The following is a 16,939-nucleotide window of genomic DNA, read 5'->3' as shown; positions in this document are numbered from 1 at the left end:
GACAACCCTGCCAGATGGGACATCTGGTATTTTTTGGAGATAAGTAATGCAAGAGCTCAACCAGCAAGAAATCGCATACGTTTCCGGCGGCTATTACAACGGCAACAGCATTTTCGACGCGATTGGCAATTTGAGCGCGACTGTTGGTCAAGTCGGCGAAACCGTCGGTAACGTCTTGACGCTTGGTCTGGGCGCGCCGATCGGCAAGCTCGCATACAGCGTCGGCGAGGTGGTGACCACGGCGTTTGTGAACCTGGGTAACGGTTTGCTGAACGTGCTTGGCATTCCTGCCAACCACTATTAATCCGTCTCATCGACGAGATGCGGTGTTTTCGTAATGGCCTGGCATTGATGTTTTGATTGCGAATCCACCGTTGTGGCTCGTGCGAACGCGTTCGCACGAGCCGTTTGTTTCATATGCACCATCCAACGGTGGTTTGCCACGCCGTTCTCGCGCCCGGCCGCCGCTGCGGATCGTGCCGCTATTTCCCGGCCTGCCCTTGCAGCAGCTTGCCTAGCAACTTCGCCAGTTGACGCTGCTGCGCATCGCTGAGCGGCGACAACACGCGCCGCTGATTGTCCACGTGCGCGGCAAGCGCCTCGTCGATCAGCGCAAACCCCTCGGGCGTCAACGCGACAAGCGTGCCGCGCCCGTCCGCGGGATTCTTTCGCCGCTCGACCCATCCCGCACTTTCGAGACGATCGATCCGGTTGGTCATGCTGCCCGAAGAAATCATCGCCGCATCATAAAGCTCGGTCGGCGTCAGCGCGTATGGCGCGCCGCTGCGGCGCAGTGTCGCGAGCACGTCGAATTCTCCCGGCTGCAGGCCGTAGCGTGCAAAAAGCGGATTGAGCGCATCGCGCGCGATGACGAGCGCCGCCTCCTGCAACCGGCCAAGCACGATCATCGACGACACATCGAGATCCGGCCGCTCGCGCTGCCATTGTTCAACCGCATACGCTGCACGATCCATTAACCCTCCTCGTCGCCCAAGTTATCTTGACGTCGAGATAAACCGAATTTATCTTGATGTCGAGATAATTATACGTGGTGTACGCGGCTGGCAACCAGCCTCGTGCATCACTCATCCGATATGCGCTTACCCAATTCTTCCGCCTGGCGGCTTGCCGCTATTGTCGTGGTTGGCCTCAATCTTCGTCCGGTGCTTGCGTCGATCGGGCCGCTTCTCGATACGATCCAGCGCGCAACCGGCTTATCCGACAGTGCCGCCAGCTTGCTGACCACCGTGCCGATCTTATTGATGGGCGCGGGCGCACTGAGCGCGCGATGGCTCGCGCATCGCGCCGGTGTGCGGGCGGGCGTCTGGCTCGGCGTCGTGCTGATCGCGCTTGCGTGCGCGTCGCGCATCGGCGCGGATTCGCCCGCCGTGCTGCTGGCTTCCGCAGTAGGCGCGGGGCTCGGCATCGCGGCCGTGCAAGCGCTGCTGCCCGCGTTCATCAAGGCGCAATTCGCCGCGCGCGCGGGTAGCGTCATGGGTTTTTATTCGACATCGATCATGGGCGGCGCCGTGCTCGCGAGCGTCTCGACACCGTTTGCCGCGCGCACGACCGGCTGGGCGCCCGCACTTGCCGGCTGGGCATTGCCCGCCGTCGCGGCGGCCGTTCTGTGGCCGCTTGCCACGCCAACCGCCGCGCGCACCGCGCAATCACGCACGACTGCGTGCAGCACGCCCGGCGCGCGCGCATGGCTGCTGGCCACCTTTTTCGGTCTCGGCACGGGCGCCTATACGCTCGTGCTCGCGTGGCTGCCGCCTTATTACCTGGCGCTTGGCTGGCCGTCCGAGGCGGCTGGCGGCCTGCTCGGCGGCGTGACGCTCGCCGAGGTCGTCGCCGGCCTCGCCGTATCGGCATTCATTGACCGGCTGCCGGATCGCCGCCCCGCGCTTTTCACCGCGATCGCGTCATTGTTCGCAGGCCTGATCGTCCTGATCGCGGCGCCGCTCGCTGGCGCATTGCCCGCATCGCTGCTGATCGGCTGCGGCATCGGCGCACTGTTTCCGCTGTCGCTGATCGTCGCGCTCGATCATGCGCCGCATCCGGCCGAGGCCGGCGCGCTGGCGGGTTTTGTTCAGGGGATCGGTTACTTGATCGCAAGCCTGTTTCCATTCGTCGCCGGCGTGATCCGGCAGAATGTCGCCGATCTGTCGCCGGCCTGGAGCTTCATGGCCGCCGTCTGCGTCGTGATGGCCGGAATCGCCGCACGTTTTGCGCCCCACATGGCCGCCGCCGTGCGAAGCGGCGCGTGATGGGACGCATGCCGCATATGGGGCCAATCGGCGTGGCGGCATATCGGACTTCTATCACGCATGCGGTTTTCTTCGGCGCGGCTCGAGCCGCGCCCGAACCCGCGATTCAATCTTTCGCATAGAGCGTCGAATCGTCGAAGCCTCGCGCATCGAGCACGCGCCCAATCAGAATCAGCGCGGTGCGTTCGATTTGCGTGTTCGCGATCTTGCCGACGATATCGCCGAGTGTGCCCGTCACGCGCTGCTCATCAGGCCAACTGGCGCGGTAGATCACCGCGACGGGACAATCCGCACCATAGTGCGGCAGCACATCGTCGACGATACGCGCGAGGTGCCGCACGCCGAGATGGATCGCGAGCGTTGCGCGATGCACGGCAAGACCCGCGAGCGCTTCGCCTTCCGGCATCGTCGTCTTGCCCGCATAACGCGTGAGGATCACTGTCTGCGCGATGCCCGGCAGCGTCAACTCGACGCCGAGCGCGGCCGCGCACGCGGCCGTCGCAGTCACGCCCGGGACGATTTCGTAAGGAATCCCGAGCGCGCCGAGCCTCCGGATCTGCTCGCCGATCGCGCCGAACAACGACGGATCGCCCGAATGCACGCGCGCGACGTCCTGCCCTTTTGCGTGCGCATCGGCGAGTAACGCGACAATCTCGTCCAAATCGAGTTCAGCCGTATTGACGAGCCGCTCGGCACGATGGCCGTCGAGCACTGCGGCGGGCACGAGCGAGCCCGCGTACAGGATCACCGGGCAGCTTCGCACCAGGCGCTGCCCTTTCACCGTAATCAGCTCGGGGTCGCCAGGCCCCGCGCCAATGAAATATACCGTCATTCAAGACTCCGTCATTCGTCGGCAAAAAATTGGATTTCGACGTGCGTAAGGCGCGCGACACGCACGCTCGATCGCACCGCCTTTATGCCGCAAGCCTGCCTGCGCGGCGGAGCCGCCCGTGTGCGGCCCCGGCTGCCGTTGCGCCAATGCCAAGCGTTGTCATGTATGTTCGCCGCCGCGTCGGCGTTGCATGTGACCGAAACGCATCGCGCGCCACGCGTCATCCCGCACGAAACGCATGTAACGCGCCGGCAAGCGCGGCGGCGTCGTCGAATTCGCAGTCCGCATCAGGAAGCGCCGGGCGCTCGACCATCACCACCGGAATGCGCCGTTCGCGCGCGACGTCGAGTTTTGCTTCCGTCGCCGCCCCGCCGCTGTTCTTGCTGACGACGACGTCGATCCCGCAAACAGCAAACAGCGCCCGCTCGCCGTCGACCGTAAACGGGCCGCGCGCCGCGAGCACGTGCGCGCGTGCGTTGCCGGGATGCACGTCGAGGCAGCGCACGATCCAGTGCTGGTGTGGTGCGATTTCGTCGAGATGTGCAAGCGGCTCGCGGCCAAGCGTGAAAAGCGGCCGCGAGAACGGCGCGATCGCGGCGGCAACGCCGTCCCAATCCGCGACGCCACGCCAATCGTCGCCCGGCCTCGGGCGCCACGGCGCGCGGCGCAGCGCCCAATAGCGCACGCGCGCCGCATCGCAGGCGGCAGCCGCGTTCGCGCTGATGCGCGCGGCGAATGGATGCGTGGCGTCGATGACGAGTGCGATCGCCTCGTCGCGCAGATAGCACGCGAGACCGTCGGCCCCGCCGAAGCCGCCCACGCGCACGCGGCAGGCGAGATCGCCGGGCGCCTTGCCGAGGCCCGCGAGGCTGTACACGTCTTGCGGGCCGAGCGCGCGTGCGGCGCGCAACGCATCGCCCGTTCCGCCGAGCATCAGGATACGGCGCGCGCTCATGATGCAATGCCGACGATGCGGCCCTCGCGGTCGATCGCGAGCGTCTCGACGGCCACCGACGCCGGCACGATCTCGCATGCAACGCGGCGCGCGTGCGCGCAGACGATGTCGCCAAGCGGCACGCGCGCCGCGAGCGCGACCGCGAGCGCTTGCTGGCTCGTATTCGCCGCGCGGATCGCCTGCTGCAACGCCGCGCTCGCGCCCGCATCGGCGGCCCATTGGGCAAGCTGTGGCATATCGATGCTGGAATGGCGGCTGTGGAGATCGAGATGGCCGGCCGCGAGCTTGCTGAACTTGCCGAAGCCGCCGCACAGCGTGAGCCGCGCGACGCTCGCGCGGCGCAGATACTTGAGCACGGCCCCGGCGAAGTCGCCCATCTCGATCAATGCGATATCGGGCAGGCCATAGCGCGCGCGCACCGCATCCTCGCTCGCGTTGCCGGTGCACGCAGCGATGTGATGCATGCCATTGGCCCGTGCGACGTCGATGCCCTGGTGAATCGACGCGATGTACGCCGAACATGAGAACGGCCGCACGATGCCCGTGGTGCCGAGAATCGACAGTCCGCCGACGATCCCCAGGCGAGGATTCATCGTCTTTTGCGCAAGCGCGTCGCCGCCCTCGACGCCGATCGCCACGTCGAAGCCGCCCGCATAGCGGTGCTCGGCCGCAAGCGCGCTCAAATGCTCGGTGATCATCCGGCGCGGCACCGGGTTGATCGCTGGCTCGCCGATCGCGAGCGAAAGTCCCGCGCGCGTGACGGTGCCAACGCCTGGCCCCGCGCGAAAGCGCACGCCCGGTGCGCCGGCGAGCGCGACGCGCGCGAACACGAGCGCGCCGTGCGTGACGTCGGGATCGTCGCCCGCGTCCTTGATGGTGCCCGCTTCCGCGTGGCCGTCAGCGCGCATGCGGCAGTACTCGAGCCGCATCGTCACATGCTGGCCCTTCGGCAGCACGATTTCGACCAGCTCGCTGCGCTGTCCGGCGAGCAACAGACGCGCGGCCGCAAGCGATGTCGCGGTCGCGCAGCTGCCCGTCGTATAGCCGAAGCGCAGCGGCGCAGGTTGCTCGGGTGTTTCGTCGCGCATCATCCGCGCTCCGGCAGCGAACCGGCGCACGGGCCGGGTTCGGGCGGGCCTGCGGCGTCCGGGGTGTGCGATGCGGGTGCGATGCGCGGCGGCATACCGGCCGGCGTATCCGATCCGCGTGCCGGCATGCCGTGCGCGCCCGTCGCAGGCATACCGGCCGGTGACGTGACATCTTCCATTGTCGATCCGCCCGAAAGCGCATCGCTGCGCACATTGCGCGCGCGCGAGTCTGCCGACAGCCGCCCGTTCAGGCCGTGCGCAAGAGAATCGTCCGAATCGATCGACAGGTCCTGATTCGGGCCATGCGCGCCACTCGCCGCCACACGTTCCTCGCTGACAGCTTCGAGCGCCTGGGTGCGGCACGATTCCTCGCATGGTTTGCGCCCGTCGTACAGCGTCACCGGCAGCGCCTGCCGCCATGCGTCGAAGCCGCCGAGCGGCTGCGCATGGGCGATCGACACGCGCGTCAGCGCGCCGCCGTGCCGCTCGCGCCACGCAACGAGCGCCGCTTCGCCTTGCAGCGTGACCGCGTGCGCGATCAACCGCCCTGCCGGCTTCAGGCTGCTCCAGCATGCATCGAGCACGCCCGCGCGGCTCACGCCGCCGCCGACGAATACGGCGTCGGGTGCGGGCAGTCCCGCGAGCGCATCGGGCGCGCGGCCGGCAACGAGCACGAGAGCCGGCACGCCGAGCGCATCGCGGTTGTGCTCGATCAGCCGTTGCCGGTCCGGATGCGCTTCGATCGCGATCGCGCGGCAGCTTGGGTGCGCGCGCATCCACTCGATACCGATCGACCCGCAGCCCGCGCCGACATCCCACAGCAGTTCGCCCGGCGCGGGCGCGAGCCGCGCGAGCGCGAGTGCGCGCAACTCGCGCTTGGTGAGCTGGCCGTCATGGCGATAAGTGTCGTCCGGCAAGCCGGGCGTAAGCGCGAGACGCGGCGCGCCGGCGTGCGCGCGGCATTCGATCGCGACGAGATTGAGCGCGGCCGCGCGCGCGCCGCCCCACGCGTCGGCGCGCGCATCGACGCGCCGCTCAAGCGGCCCGCCCAGGTGCTCGAACACGCTCATCGCACTCGGCCCGAAGCCGCGCGCGACAAGCGCGCCCGCGATCGCGGCGGGCGTCGCGCCGTCCGCGCTCAGCACCAATAGGCGGCGGCCCGGATAAAGATAGCGATGCAGCGTCGCGAGCGGACGCCCGACGAGCGATACGGCGTCGACGTCCTGCAGCGCCCAGCCGATGCGCGCGGCCGCGAGCGACAGCGACGACGGCGCGGGCAGCACCTGCCACTCGTGCGGCGCGAGCATGCCCGCAAGCGTCGCGCCGACGCCGAACAGCATCGGATCGCCGCTCGCGAGCACGCACACGCGAGCGGGGCGGCGAGCGACGAGCGGCGCAAGATCGAACGGCTTCGGCCACGGTTCGCGCTCGGTAGCAAGCCACGCGGGCAGCATCGCCAGGTGACGCTCGGCGCCGATCGTCACCGCCGCATCGGCCAGCGCGCGCCGCGCCCGCTCGCCAAGCCCTGCATATCCGTCGTCGCCGATTCCCACCACCGTCAGCCACGCGGTCATCCGTCGTACTCCATCTTGTCCCAGTCGATCGTCCAGACTCCGCCCGCGCGCACGGCACAATGCATTCGGGCGTCGTGAAAAAAGGCATAATACCGTGTCCGTCCGCCGGTGCCCCACGGGGCCGAACAGGGAACGCAGAGCGCACCGCACCGCACCGCGCCGCTGCGGCTGCCCCCGCAACTGTGAGCAGCGAGTCCGCATCCGATTGACGCCACCGGCAGCGCCGCGCGTTGCGGCCACCGGGAAGGCCACACTGTGGATGACGACCTGCCAGCCAGGAGACCTGCCGGTGACGTTTCGTTCGTGCCAGCCGACATCGGGCGGGGTGTACCGATGCATCAGCCTGCGTTGCGCGCGCCGTGCGCGCCACACGCTGTGCCCGGCCTGTCGCGCGACGCTTATCCGGAGCGCCGTTGAATCCTACCGCCACGGTTTTATCAGCCGATGCCGACGCCATTGAGCGCGCGCCAAACGCAACGCGCGGCGCCAGCGCTTGCCCGGGGCTCGTGCGGATCGTCGCCGCGCGCGACGGCGGCCTGTGCCGCATCCGGCTCGCGGGCGGCTCGCTCACGGCCGCACAGGCGCGCGCGATCGCGGCGGTCGCGCATGCATTCGGCTCGGGCGTGATCGAGGCGACCAATCGCGCGAACCTGCAATTGCGCGGCGTGAAGCCCGGTTGCGGCGCGGACGTCAGCCGCGCGCTGATCGACGCCGGGCTCGGCCCGCTGACCGAAGATCTGCCGCGCGCAGCGCGCGCGGCCTGCATGGGCGCGCGCGACGACGTGCGCAATTTGATGCTGAGTCCGACCGCCGGCCGCGATCCGCAGGCGCTCATCGACAGCGCCGCGCTCGCCGCGCCGCTGCTCGCGATGCTGCAAACCGAGCCGCGCTGCGCGGCGCTGTCGCCGAAATTCTCGCTGCTGCTCGACGGCGGCGAACGGCTGGCGGCGCTCGATCATCCGCACGACATCTGGCTGTGCGCGCTGCGCGACGCGCACGGGCACACGCGGCTCGCGCTCGGCCTGGCCGGCTGCCCGCCCGTCGACGGCGCACGCATCGGGCCGCAACAGCGCGCGCTCGCGAGCATCGCGCCGGCGCAAGCGGTCGAATGCGTGCGCGCGCTCATCACGAGTTTCGTCGAGCTTGCGCCCGCCGGCGCGACGCGAATGCGAGACTGGCTCGCGCTCCACCCCGCCGACCAGCTTCTTTCGCATGCCGAAGCACGGCTGCCGTTTGCGCTGCGCCGCGATCCCGGCCTCGCTGGCTGGCGCCGCGTGCGCGCCGAGCCGGCCCGGCGCTTCGGCATCGAGCCCGAGCGCGATCCGGCGCGCTGCTTCGTCGGCGGGCAACCGCCGCTTGGCCGGCTCGACGCCGCGCGCCTCGACGCGCTTGCCGCGCTGGCCGATTCGCACGGCGACGGCACGCTGCGCATCACGCCTTGGCAAAGCGTGATGCTGGCGGGCGTCGCGCGCGATGCCGCGCATGACGCGCTTGCCCGGCTCACCGCCCTCGGCTTCGTTTGCGATGCGCTCGCGCCGCTCGCGCATGTCGTCGCGTGCGCGGGCGCGAGCGGCTGCGCACGCGCGCACGCCGATACGAAAGCCGACGCGCTCGCGCTCGCCGCCCGGCTCACGGCGCCCGCCGAGCTTCACATCAGCGGCTGCGCCCGTTCGTGCGCGATGCCGCGCGCGGCCGCGCATACGCTCGTCGCGACCGCGGCCGGCCATTACGACCTTTATCGGCGCGACGGCGCGGCGGGCTTCGGCGCCGCCGTCGCGCGCCACCTGACGATCGACGAGGCCGCCGCCGTGCTCGCGCGCCGCGCGCGGCCCATTGAGGACGACATTGATGCTTGACTACCTTCGCGACGGCAATGCGATCTACCGCGAATCGTTCGCGACGATCCGCGCCGAAGCCGATCTCTCGGGCGTGCCGCCCGATCTCGAAAAACTCGCGGTGCGCGTGATCCATGCATGCGGCATGGTCGATATCGTGCGCGATCTGCGATTTTCCGCCGATGCGGGCGCGGCCGGCCGCGCCGCGCTCGCGGCGGGCGCGCCGATCCTCTGCGACGCGCGGATGGTCGCCGAGGGCATCACGCGCGCGCGGCTGCCGGCGGCCAACCCGGTGATCTGCACGCTTGGCGAACCCGGCGTGGCGCAACTCGCGCGCAAGCTCGGCAACACCCGCTCGGCGGCCGCGCTCGAACTGTGGCGGCCGTACCTGGCAGGCAGCGTCGTCGCAATCGGCAACGCGCCGACCGCCCTCTTCCATCTGCTCGACATGCTCGATGCGGGCGCGCCGCGGCCCGCGCTGATTCTCGGCTTTCCGGTCGGTTTCGTCGGCGCGGCGGAATCGAAGGCGCTGCTGGCAGCCGACAGCCGCGGCACGCCATTCGTCGCCGTGGCCGGCCGGCGCGGCGGCAGCGCGATGGTCGCGGCAGCCGTCAACGCACTCGCTTCGGAGGCCGAATGACTCGCGCAACCGGCCGCCTGTTCGGACTCGGCGTCGGCCCCGGCGACCCTGAGCTGTTGACGCTCAAGGCGCTGCGCGTGCTGAAAGCGGCGAGCGTCGTCGCGCACTTCGTCGCCAAGGGGAAAAAAGGCAATGCGTTCGGCATCGTCGAAACGCATCTGAGCGATGCGCAAATCCAATTGCCGCTGGTCTATCCGGTGACGACCGAAGCGTTGCCGCCGCCGCTTTGCTACGAAACCGTGATCGCCGAGTTCTACGATACGGCCGCCGCCAGCGTCGCTGCCCATCTCGACGCGGGGCGCGATGTCGCCGTGATCTGCGAGGGCGATCCGTTTTTCTACGGTTCGTACATGTACCTGCACGACCGGCTTGCGTCGCACTACGACGCCGAAGTCGTGCCGGGCGTGTGCTCGATGCTCGGCGGCGCGGCGGTGCTCGGTGTGCCGCTCGTCTACCGGAATCAAAGCCTGTCCGTGCTATCCGGCGTGCTGCCGGAGCACGAGTTGCGCGAGCGGCTCGCCAGCGCCGACGCGGCCGTCGTCATGAAGCTCGGCCGCAATTTCGACAAGGTGCGCCGCGTGCTCGACGAACTCGATCTCGCGCAGCGCGCGCTGTATGTCGAACGCGCGACGATGGACACGCAGCGCATCGTGCCGCTTGCGCAAGTCGATCCGATGGCGTCGCCGTACTTTTCGTTGCTCGTGATACCGGGGGAAAAATGGCAAGGATGACGGCCGCGCCCGCGATCGTGATACTCGGGCCGGGCGCGCTGCCGGCCGCGCAGCGCATCCGCGCGCGCTACGACGGCGCGCTGATCCATGCGCTCGCGGGCCGCGCGCAAGGCGATCTCGCCTTCGCCGAGCTTGGCGCGCACTTGCGCGAACTGTATGCGCGCGGCGTGCCGATCGTCGCATTGTTCGCCGCCGGCATCGTGATCCGCTGCATCGCACCGTGCTTGATCGATAAAGGCGCCGAGCCGCCGGTGCTCGCGGTGGCCGAGGACGGCAGCGCCGTCGTGCCGCTGCTCGGCGGGCTCACGGGAGCGAACCTGCTGGCGCGGGACATTGCCCGCGAACTCGGCGTCGCGCCCGCGATCACGACGAGCGGCGAGCTGCGCTTCGGCGCGTGCGTGCTGAATCCGCCCGACGGCTACGCCCTGGCCGATCTCGATGCGGGCAAGCGCTTCGTGTCCGACTTGCTGGCGGGCGCGAGTACGCGCGTCGTCGGCGCGGCGCCGTGGCTCGACGAGGTCGCGCTGCCGCGCGACGCGCACGCCGAGCATGCGATCCGGATCACGCCCCATGCGTCGCGACGCGCGGCACACGAGCTGCTGATTCATCCGCGCAGTGTCGTCGTCGCAATCGGCGGCGACGACGACGCTGCACGCCATGATCCGGACGGCGATGCGCGTGCGCACACCGCCGACGGGATGGCCGGCCCGCGGGACGATGCGCAACGGCATGCCGGCAGCTGCGCCGGGTCCGATGGCGATAGCGCCGAGCTGGCGCCCGCGCCGGGCTGCCGTGCTGCGCTGCCCCCGCTCGCCTCGCGCATCGCCGCGCTGCTCGCCGCACACGATCTCGCGCCGCTCGCGCTTGCCGCGCTCGTCGCCCCCGCGCGCCGCATCGGCGACTCGGCGCTGACCGAAGCAGCGCGCGCGTTACGCGTGCCGCTGCGCTTCGTCGAAGGCGACGCGCGCGACGCATCCGCCGTGCTGGATATCGCGCTGTCCGCATTGCCCGCGCGGCACGTCCCGGCCCCGCACGGCGCTCATCCCGCGTCCGCGACGCCGCGCGGCCTCGCGATCGCCGTCGCCGATGCCCCTATCGACCCCGAGGCGCTCGGCGCCGCGCGCGGCCGCGTCACCGTGCTGGGCCTCGGCCCCGGCCGGGCCGATCTGCTGACGCCCGCCGCGCGCGCCGCGCTCGCCGACGCGACCGATATCGTCGGCTACGCAACCTATGTCGACATGGCCGGCCCGTTCCGGGCAGACCAGCGGCTGCACGCCTCCGACAATCGCGAGGAGTTGCAGCGCGCGCGCCACGCATTCGAGCTTGCCGCGTGCGGCCGGCGCGTCGCGGTGGTGTCGTCCGGCGACCCCGGCGTGTTCGCGATGGCGGCCGCCGTGCTCGAAGCGCTCGACGCATCCGGCGACGCGCGCTGGGCAGCTATCGAACTCGATATCGTGCCGGGCGTGTCGGCCGCGCTCGCCACCGCCGCCGAGGCGGGTGCGCCGCTCGGCCACGATTTCTGCATGATCTCGCTGTCGGACAACCTCAAGCCGTGGGCAATCATCGAAAAGCGCATCGAGCACGCGGCGGCAGCCGATCTCGTGCTTGCGTTCTACAACCCCGTGTCGCGCGCGCGCCCCGTGCAGTTCGATCGCGCGCTCGACGCGGTGCGCCGTCATCGCGCGCCGGAGACGGTCGTCGTGCTCGGCCGCGATATCGGCCGCCCGGGCGCCACACTCGTCACGACGACGCTCGGCGCGCTGTGCGCGCGGCAGGTCGACATGCGGACCATGGTGATCGTCGGCTCGTCGACGACGCGCCGTTTCACCCGCGACGGCGCGCGCGAATGGGTGTACACGCCGCGCTGGTATCGATGATCGATCGATCAGCAATCCGCGAAATTGTTTCGGGGTGCTTTTGAACAGGAAGCCGAATTGATTGTCAACTGATAAGAAATAACACAGTAAACAACATAACCAATCATTCCTTTTTGCCCGGAATCCTCCATGATGTGCGCGCCGATGCATCGATCGCCGCATCGAACGCGGCGGCCCGGCGGCGACATGTGGGCCAGCATGTCCCGCCTCCCCAACATGGAGACACATCATGAAAACCAGTCGGTTGTCTCGGTTCGTCCCGCGTGCGCTCGCCGCGGGCTGGATGCTCGCTGCGGCGGGCGTCTGTCATGCGACGGGCGTCTACGCGCCGTATCTTGACGTGACGCTCTATCCGACGCCGCAAATCGACAAGATCGGCGTCACGCAAGGCATCCAGCAGTTCACGCTCGCGTTCGTCGTCTCGAACGGCCAGTGCGTGCCGTCGTGGGGCGGCGTTCAGCAGATTGGGGGCGGCGCGAGCGGCGATCTGCTCGCGTCGATTGCGGCATCGCTTGCCAGCTACCGCGCGAAAGGCGGCGAAGTCGCGGTATCGTTCGGCGGCGCGGCTGGCACGCCGCTGATGCAGGCGTGCTCGAGCGTGCCCGCGCTGAAGACCGCATATCAGACGGTCATCGATACATACGACCTTCGCCACCTCGATTTCGACATCGAAGGCGCCGCGCAGCAGGACAGCGCGGCCGTCGCGCGCAATTTTCAAGCAGTGTCGCAGCTTCAGGCCGAGTATGCGGCGAAGGGCAAGACGCTGTCGGTCACGTTGACGCTGCCCGTGATGCCGACGGGTCTCATAGACGACGGTCTGAACGTGCTGAACGCGGCGCTTGCGAACAAGACGGCGATCGATGCGCTCAACATCATGACGATGGACTACGGCCCGGCGAACCTCGACATGGGCGCCGCCGCGATCGGCGCCGCGCAGGCGCTTTATTCGCAGCTCGATATCGCGTATAAGGCCATCGGTCAGCCGCAGACCAGTGCGCAGCTCTGGCAGCGGATCGGCGTCACGCCGATGATCGGCATGAACGACGTGCAAGGCGAAACCTTCACGCTGGCCAACGCGCAGAGCGTGTTGAACGCCGCGCGTGCCAATGGCTACGGCTTGATCAGCAACTGGTCGGCAGGCCGCGATCAAGCGTGCCCGAACAATGGCGCGTCGGTTTCCGATACTTGCTCGGGCATCGTTCAACAACCGTATGCGTTCGCCGCGATCTTCAAGCAGGCCGCCGGACACTGGGGCACCGGCGTCACGCAAGATCCGAACTACGGCGGCACAACGGGCGGCGGCACGCCCCCGTCGGCCGCGCCGTGGTCGGCAAGCCAAGTCTATACGGCGGGCCAGACGGTCACGTACCAGGGCATCACGTATCAGGCGCAATGGTGGACGCAAGGCGAAGTGCCGGGGCAGGCAGCGGTCTGGAAACCGGTCAGCGGCGGCACGCCAACCTGGTCGCCTGACGCGTCGTACCCGGGCGGCACCTGCGTGATGTATCAGGGCGCGAAGTACTGCGCGCAGTGGTGGACGCAGGGCAACGTGCCGAGCGCGGGCGGCGTGTGGGTGAAATCGTAAGGATTGCGCAAGAACGAGCGGTCTGGGTACCTCCCTCCTGTTGCGCATCGCTGAAGGGAGGCGCCGCTTGCGGCGGTGCACATCGCCCGCTGTCCCGGCATCGGGTTGCGCCGACACCGGCGTTCGGGCTTCGCCGCGGATTCGCGCCGAAGCCGACGGAAGTCAACGGCGTTGCGCACGGTAACGCGCACGCGCGAACGGCGGTCTTTTGATGATTCACTGCGCGACGATCGGCACGATCCTAAGGCCGGCACGTCGAACGAATCGACGTGCCGGCAATTGCAACCGGAATGGACCGCCACCGGCGGCCCACGGCAAAGATCCGCTGCCCGTCGCGCAGCGGGCCACCGCGTCACACGGAAATAATAGATTGGTTCAGACGATGGAGCGCCATGGCCTGATCCTCTTGCGCCAGACTCCCAATCGTAATGAGGAGTGCATTGTTGAGCTGCTGGAGAGGGTAGTCGCCGGGCAGTCGAGCGGCCGCGCCGAGAACGCTGTCGAACGCCGCCGTCCGATGGGCTGACGGCAAAACCCCGATCCAGGTCGCAAGTGTATTGAGCAGCCCGTGGCGGAATTCGTCGGGCAGTTGTCCGCCCGCATCGAAAACGCCATCGAACGCTGCCGCCCTGTCGGCTAACGGCAGCGTCCAGATATGGCTGGCAAGCTCCGTGAGCGGCTCGCTGCGGCGTTCGCCGGGCAGTTGCCGGGCCTGAACGAGAATGCGATCGAACATCAGCGTCCGATCGACTAGCGGCAAACGTCCGATCCACCTGGCAAGCGTCCCGAGTGGTTCGTGACGGTGTTGAGCGGGCAAGTGTCCGGTTGCGTCGGAAATACGATTGAACACCGTCATCAGGTCGGCCTGCGGCAAATGCTCGATCATGCGGGCGAGTGCGCTAAGTGGCTCGCGGCGCAGCCCGGCGGGCAGTTGCTGGGTCGCGGCGAACACGCGATCGAACGCCGTCTCTCGCGTCTCTCCCGGCAAATGCCTGATCATGGGAACGAGCGCGCCGAGCGGTCCGCAGCGGCGTCCGGCGGACAGTTGCCCGATTGCGCCGAAAACGCCATTGAACGCCTTCGTCCGGGCCGCGCTCGGCAGACGCCCGATCATCGGGGCGAGCGCCTCGAGCGGCCCGTGGCGGTATTCGCCGGGCAGTTGTCCAGCCGCGTTGAATGCGCCGTTGAATGCCGCCATCTGATCGGCATCCGGTAGGTGCTCGATCATCGAAGCGAGCGAACTGAGCGGCCCGTGGCGATGTTCGGCAGGCAGCTGCCGGAGCGCGTTGAACATGCCATCGAAGGTCGCCGTCCGGCCAGCTTCCGGTAGCTGACGGATCTGCGCAGCAAGCGCCATGAACGGCTCGCGTTGGAAAGACTTGGGAAGTCTCGCAACGCGTGTCAGCAAACCGGTCAGGTTGTCGGCTGTGCGCGCCCTAGCCGCTCCCAGGGTGATCCGCGCAGCCTCTTGTTCTATCTCGAGCCGATGATTCAACGATCGACTGGTGCCGGCCAGTGAAAGCCTGTCCCTGGGCGGCAGATGCGATGCGACCAGCCGGGTGAGTTCCGGGGGCAAGCTCTGCAACTCTTTCAATCGTCCGGAGTCCGGTTGAAGAGCGAGAGATGGCGAGCGGCTCGGCTCAGAACGTTGGGATGGCGCGGCGCTACTGCCGGCGCTGGTGTGAGCGGCACCCTCGACAGGCTCCGGGGTAACGGTCAAATCTGTCGCGGAGTGCGTGCGGCGGATAAGGTGGGGATTGCCTGGCATGGGTGTGTCCGAGCCGAAGTTGGAAAAAAGATCATCCGTGATGCAGCCTCAGCGAACAGCGTGTGCACCGCAATACTTCGCATGCCGGCGAAAATGCGGATGCGCAATCGGACGGTTTGTATCGCGATGCCGCGTCGGCCGGCTTCATCCGCGTATCAACACAGTTCGCGCGAGGCGCTTCCCCGCGCGTAAGGACCACAGCGGCTGCGCGACAACGTGATCGAGAGGGCGTGGATCGTCGAATTTTTCGAAGCGCTTCGCACGCGGCTCAAGCGCAGCTCGACGATGGGCAAACAAAAAAATGGTCGAAGCCCATTTCGACCATTCTAGTGCCGCATCAATCATCAAACCGCTTAGTTCGACCGTTTAGTTCGACCGTTTCCGGCGCTCACGCCGAGGCAAGCGCGGCAATCCGCGCATGCAGCCAGCCGCGCAACGCATCGACCTCTTCCGCGCAAACCGAATGCGGCATCGGATACGCGTGCCATTCGACGCGCGAGCCGGCGCCCGCGCCGCGCGCCGTTGCGAAATCGCGCGCGGCCTCGCCGAGCGCGACCGGTAGAACGTCATCGCTGGTGCCGTGCGCGGCGAAGATCGGCGTGCTTCGATTCGCTTCGGCGAGCCGCCTATCGATGAAGTCCGGCGACGGAATATATCCGGACAGCACGATCAGGCCGGCAAGCGTATCCGGATGCGTGAGCCCCGCCGAATAAGTCATCGCGCCGCCCTGCGAAAAGCCCGCGACGAAAATCCGCGAAGTCGGAATACCGCGCCGGTTTTCCGCGTCGATCAGCCGGCGCACCGTCGCGCAGGACGCCTCGACTCCCGCTTCGTCGACCTGCCGGCCAAGCGTCTGGAACGACAAAATGTCGTACCACGCGCGCATCACATAGCCGTTGTTCGCGGTCACCGCAATCTCGGGCGCGTTCGGCAGCACGAAACGCACGGCTGGCGCATCGCGCAGGTGCAATTCCGGAATCAACGGCACGAAGTCGTGCGCGTCGGCGCCGAGACCATGCATCAGGATCACGGCGAATGTCGGGTTAGGACCGGTTTCGATTTCGATGGTCGGCTGCTCGTCGGTCATGCTGGTCGGCTCCGCAAGGTCGAGTGAATATCGGCCGATGATCGCATATCGGCCGCGCCGCCGGCGATCAGCCGCTACCGAGCGCATCCGGCTCGATCAGCGTCGCGCCCCACGCGCGGGCCAGCCGGGCGCAGCGGCCGAGCCGGACGGACGCGTCATCGAAATCGACGACGACGATCCGCTCGGCATGGACGGGACGCGCCGGTGTTTCGCGAGTGCGTCCGTCGGACAGCACCCAGAGCCAGCGCGCTTGCTGCGGCTGCCGACGCGCGGCGCGCGCGAGCAGCCGCTGCGCGGCGTCGATCCCTTGCGCGAACGGCGTGCCGCCGCCGCCGCCGATCGGCGCGAGCCAGCGCTCGTTCCACCAGCGCGGCACGGCCGGGCCGAAGCGCACGTTGGCCGAGCCGCCGCCGAAGCAAACGAGCGCCGCCGCCGCGCGTTCGCGCGCGAGGCAATCGAACAATGCGACAACCAGCCCCTTTGCACGCGCAAGACGTCCGTGTGCGAGCATCGACGCGGAGCAATCGAGCACGAAGCAATGCAGCGCGCCGGGGCTGCCCGATCGCGGCCGATAGCGCAGATGCTCGGCGCGCAGCGCGTCGCCGCGCGCGGCCGCGAGCGTGGCGCGCCATGCGATGCGCGAGCCGGGTTCGCCGCGCGCGCAGCGTTTGCGTATGCCGGTGTCGAGCCATCGAAGGCC

14 protein-coding genes, 1 pseudogene and 1 riboswitch are annotated in these 16,939 nt (G+C 68.5%); of the genes and pseudogenes, 7 read left to right on the top strand and 8 right to left on the bottom strand.

The genetic code is table 11. From position 1 onward, the window contains the following. The first annotated feature begins 46 nt into the window (after nt 1-46). On the top strand, nt 47-304 hold the full coding sequence (locus WS68_RS17845) for a hypothetical protein (protein WP_059572048.1): 258 nt from the start codon (nt 47-49) through the stop codon (nt 302-304). A gap of 178 nt (nt 305-482) precedes the next feature. Here the strand turns inward: WS68_RS17845 and WS68_RS17840 are convergent, their stop codons facing one another. Further along, nucleotides 483-974, bottom strand: coding sequence for a MarR family winged helix-turn-helix transcriptional regulator (locus WS68_RS17840; RefSeq protein ID WP_059572047.1), 492 nt, complete (start codon nt 972-974; stop codon nt 483-485). A gap of 120 nt (nt 975-1,094) precedes the next feature. Here WS68_RS17840 and WS68_RS17835 point away from each other — a divergent pair, with 120 nt between their 5' ends. Beyond that, the gene (locus WS68_RS17835) at nt 1,095-2,267 is read left to right on the top strand and encodes an MFS transporter (RefSeq protein ID WP_059572046.1); all 1,173 of its coding nucleotides are present in this window, start codon (nt 1,095-1,097) and stop codon (nt 2,265-2,267) included. A gap of 106 nt (nt 2,268-2,373) precedes the next feature. On the opposite strand, the gene cobM is transcribed toward WS68_RS17835, so the two are convergent. The 4 genes and pseudogenes from cobM to cbiE all read right to left on the bottom strand — a co-directional run. After that, a complete protein-coding gene (gene cobM, locus WS68_RS17830; protein ID WP_059572045.1) occupies nt 2,374-3,099 on the bottom strand; it encodes a precorrin-4 C(11)-methyltransferase in 726 nt (241 codons plus the stop codon). 220 nt (nt 3,100-3,319) lie between these two features. Then, nucleotides 3,320-4,054, bottom strand: a complete 735-nt coding sequence (locus WS68_RS17820) for a cobalt-precorrin-6A reductase (RefSeq protein ID WP_059572043.1) — start codon at nt 4,052-4,054, stop codon at nt 3,320-3,322. Further along, nucleotides 4,051-5,145, bottom strand: a complete 1,095-nt coding sequence (locus tag WS68_RS17815) for a cobalt-precorrin-5B (C(1))-methyltransferase (protein WP_059572042.1) — start codon at nt 5,143-5,145, stop codon at nt 4,051-4,053. Before WS68_RS17815 ends, WS68_RS17820 begins: the two co-directional genes overlap by 4 nt. Before the next feature lie 371 nt (nt 5,146-5,516). Next, a pseudogene (cbiE, locus tag WS68_RS17810) lies at nt 5,517-6,716 on the bottom strand (precorrin-6y C5,15-methyltransferase (decarboxylating) subunit CbiE); the annotation flags it as partial. An 89-nt stretch (nt 6,717-6,805) separates the two neighbouring features. Beyond that, a riboswitch (cobalamin riboswitch) is annotated at nt 6,806-7,021 on the top strand. Nucleotides 7,022-7,129: 108 nt separating this feature from the next. On the opposite strand from cbiE, the gene cobG reads away from it, so the two are divergent. From cobG to WS68_RS17785, 5 genes are all read left to right on the top strand, one after another. Next, on the top strand, nt 7,130-8,572 hold the full coding sequence (gene cobG, locus WS68_RS17805) for a precorrin-3B synthase (protein ID WP_059572041.1): 1,443 nt from the start codon (nt 7,130-7,132) through the stop codon (nt 8,570-8,572). Next, a complete protein-coding gene (locus WS68_RS17800) occupies nt 8,565-9,191 on the top strand; it encodes a precorrin-8X methylmutase (RefSeq protein ID WP_059572040.1) in 627 nt (208 codons plus the stop codon). The genes cobG and WS68_RS17800 overlap by 8 nt, the downstream gene beginning before the upstream one ends. Beyond that, a complete protein-coding gene (locus WS68_RS17795) occupies nt 9,188-9,922 on the top strand; it encodes a precorrin-2 C(20)-methyltransferase (protein ID WP_059572039.1) in 735 nt (244 codons plus the stop codon). Before WS68_RS17800 ends, WS68_RS17795 begins: the two co-directional genes overlap by 4 nt. Further along, entirely contained in the window at nt 9,919-11,799 is a 1,881-nt protein-coding gene (cobJ, locus tag WS68_RS17790; protein ID WP_059572038.1) for a precorrin-3B C(17)-methyltransferase, read from the top strand. The genes WS68_RS17795 and cobJ overlap by 4 nt, the downstream gene beginning before the upstream one ends. 229 nt (nt 11,800-12,028) lie before the next feature. Next, nucleotides 12,029-13,384 carry a chitinase gene (locus WS68_RS17785; protein ID WP_059572037.1) on the top strand — a complete coding sequence of 452 codons (1,356 nt, stop codon included), beginning with the start codon at nt 12,029-12,031 and terminating at the stop codon, nt 13,382-13,384. Between the two features lie 352 nt (nt 13,385-13,736). Here the strand turns inward: WS68_RS17785 and WS68_RS17780 are convergent, their stop codons facing one another. The 3 genes from WS68_RS17780 to WS68_RS17770 form a co-directional block, all read right to left on the bottom strand. After that, a complete protein-coding gene (locus WS68_RS17780) occupies nt 13,737-14,978 on the bottom strand; it encodes an F-box protein (protein ID WP_197419635.1) in 1,242 nt (413 codons plus the stop codon). Between the two features lie 562 nt (nt 14,979-15,540). Next, a complete protein-coding gene (locus tag WS68_RS17775) occupies nt 15,541-16,239 on the bottom strand; it encodes an alpha/beta hydrolase (protein WP_059572083.1) in 699 nt (232 codons plus the stop codon). Nucleotides 16,240-16,306: 67 nt separating this feature from the next. Next, entirely contained in the window at nt 16,307-16,915 is a 609-nt protein-coding gene (locus WS68_RS17770; RefSeq protein WP_059572035.1) for a vWA domain-containing protein, read from the bottom strand. Nucleotides 16,916-16,939 lie beyond the last annotated feature (24 nt).

The organism is Burkholderia sp. TSV86, assembly GCF_001522865.1.
In the GTDB taxonomy this organism is placed as follows: Bacteria; Pseudomonadota; Gammaproteobacteria; order Burkholderiales; family Burkholderiaceae; genus Burkholderia.
This window is presented reverse-complemented; position numbering and strand designations above follow the sequence as displayed.

Excerpts from the sequence above, each read along its gene's own strand:
- WS68_RS17845 (WP_059572048.1), top strand. The coding sequence starts at position 47 with ATGCAAGAGCTCAACCAGCAAGAAATCGCATACGTTTCCGGCGGCTAT.
- WS68_RS17840 (WP_059572047.1), bottom strand. The coding sequence starts at position 974 with ATGGATCGTGCAGCGTATGCGGTTGAACAATGGCAGCGCGAGCGGCCG.
- WS68_RS17835 (WP_059572046.1), top strand. The coding sequence starts at position 1,095 with ATGCGCTTACCCAATTCTTCCGCCTGGCGGCTTGCCGCTATTGTCGTG.
- cobM (WP_059572045.1), bottom strand. The coding sequence starts at position 3,099 with ATGACGGTATATTTCATTGGCGCGGGGCCTGGCGACCCCGAGCTGATT.
- WS68_RS17820 (WP_059572043.1), bottom strand. The coding sequence starts at position 4,054 with ATGAGCGCGCGCCGTATCCTGATGCTCGGCGGAACGGGCGATGCGTTG.
- WS68_RS17815 (WP_059572042.1), bottom strand. The coding sequence starts at position 5,145 with ATGATGCGCGACGAAACACCCGAGCAACCTGCGCCGCTGCGCTTCGGC.
- WS68_RS17800 (WP_059572040.1), top strand. The coding sequence starts at position 8,565 with ATGCTTGACTACCTTCGCGACGGCAATGCGATCTACCGCGAATCGTTC.
- WS68_RS17795 (WP_059572039.1), top strand. The coding sequence starts at position 9,188 with ATGACTCGCGCAACCGGCCGCCTGTTCGGACTCGGCGTCGGCCCCGGC.
- cobJ (WP_059572038.1), top strand. The coding sequence starts at position 9,919 with ATGACGGCCGCGCCCGCGATCGTGATACTCGGGCCGGGCGCGCTGCCG.
- WS68_RS17785 (WP_059572037.1), top strand. The coding sequence starts at position 12,029 with ATGAAAACCAGTCGGTTGTCTCGGTTCGTCCCGCGTGCGCTCGCCGCG.
- WS68_RS17775 (WP_059572083.1), bottom strand. The coding sequence starts at position 16,239 with ATGACCGACGAGCAGCCGACCATCGAAATCGAAACCGGTCCTAACCCG.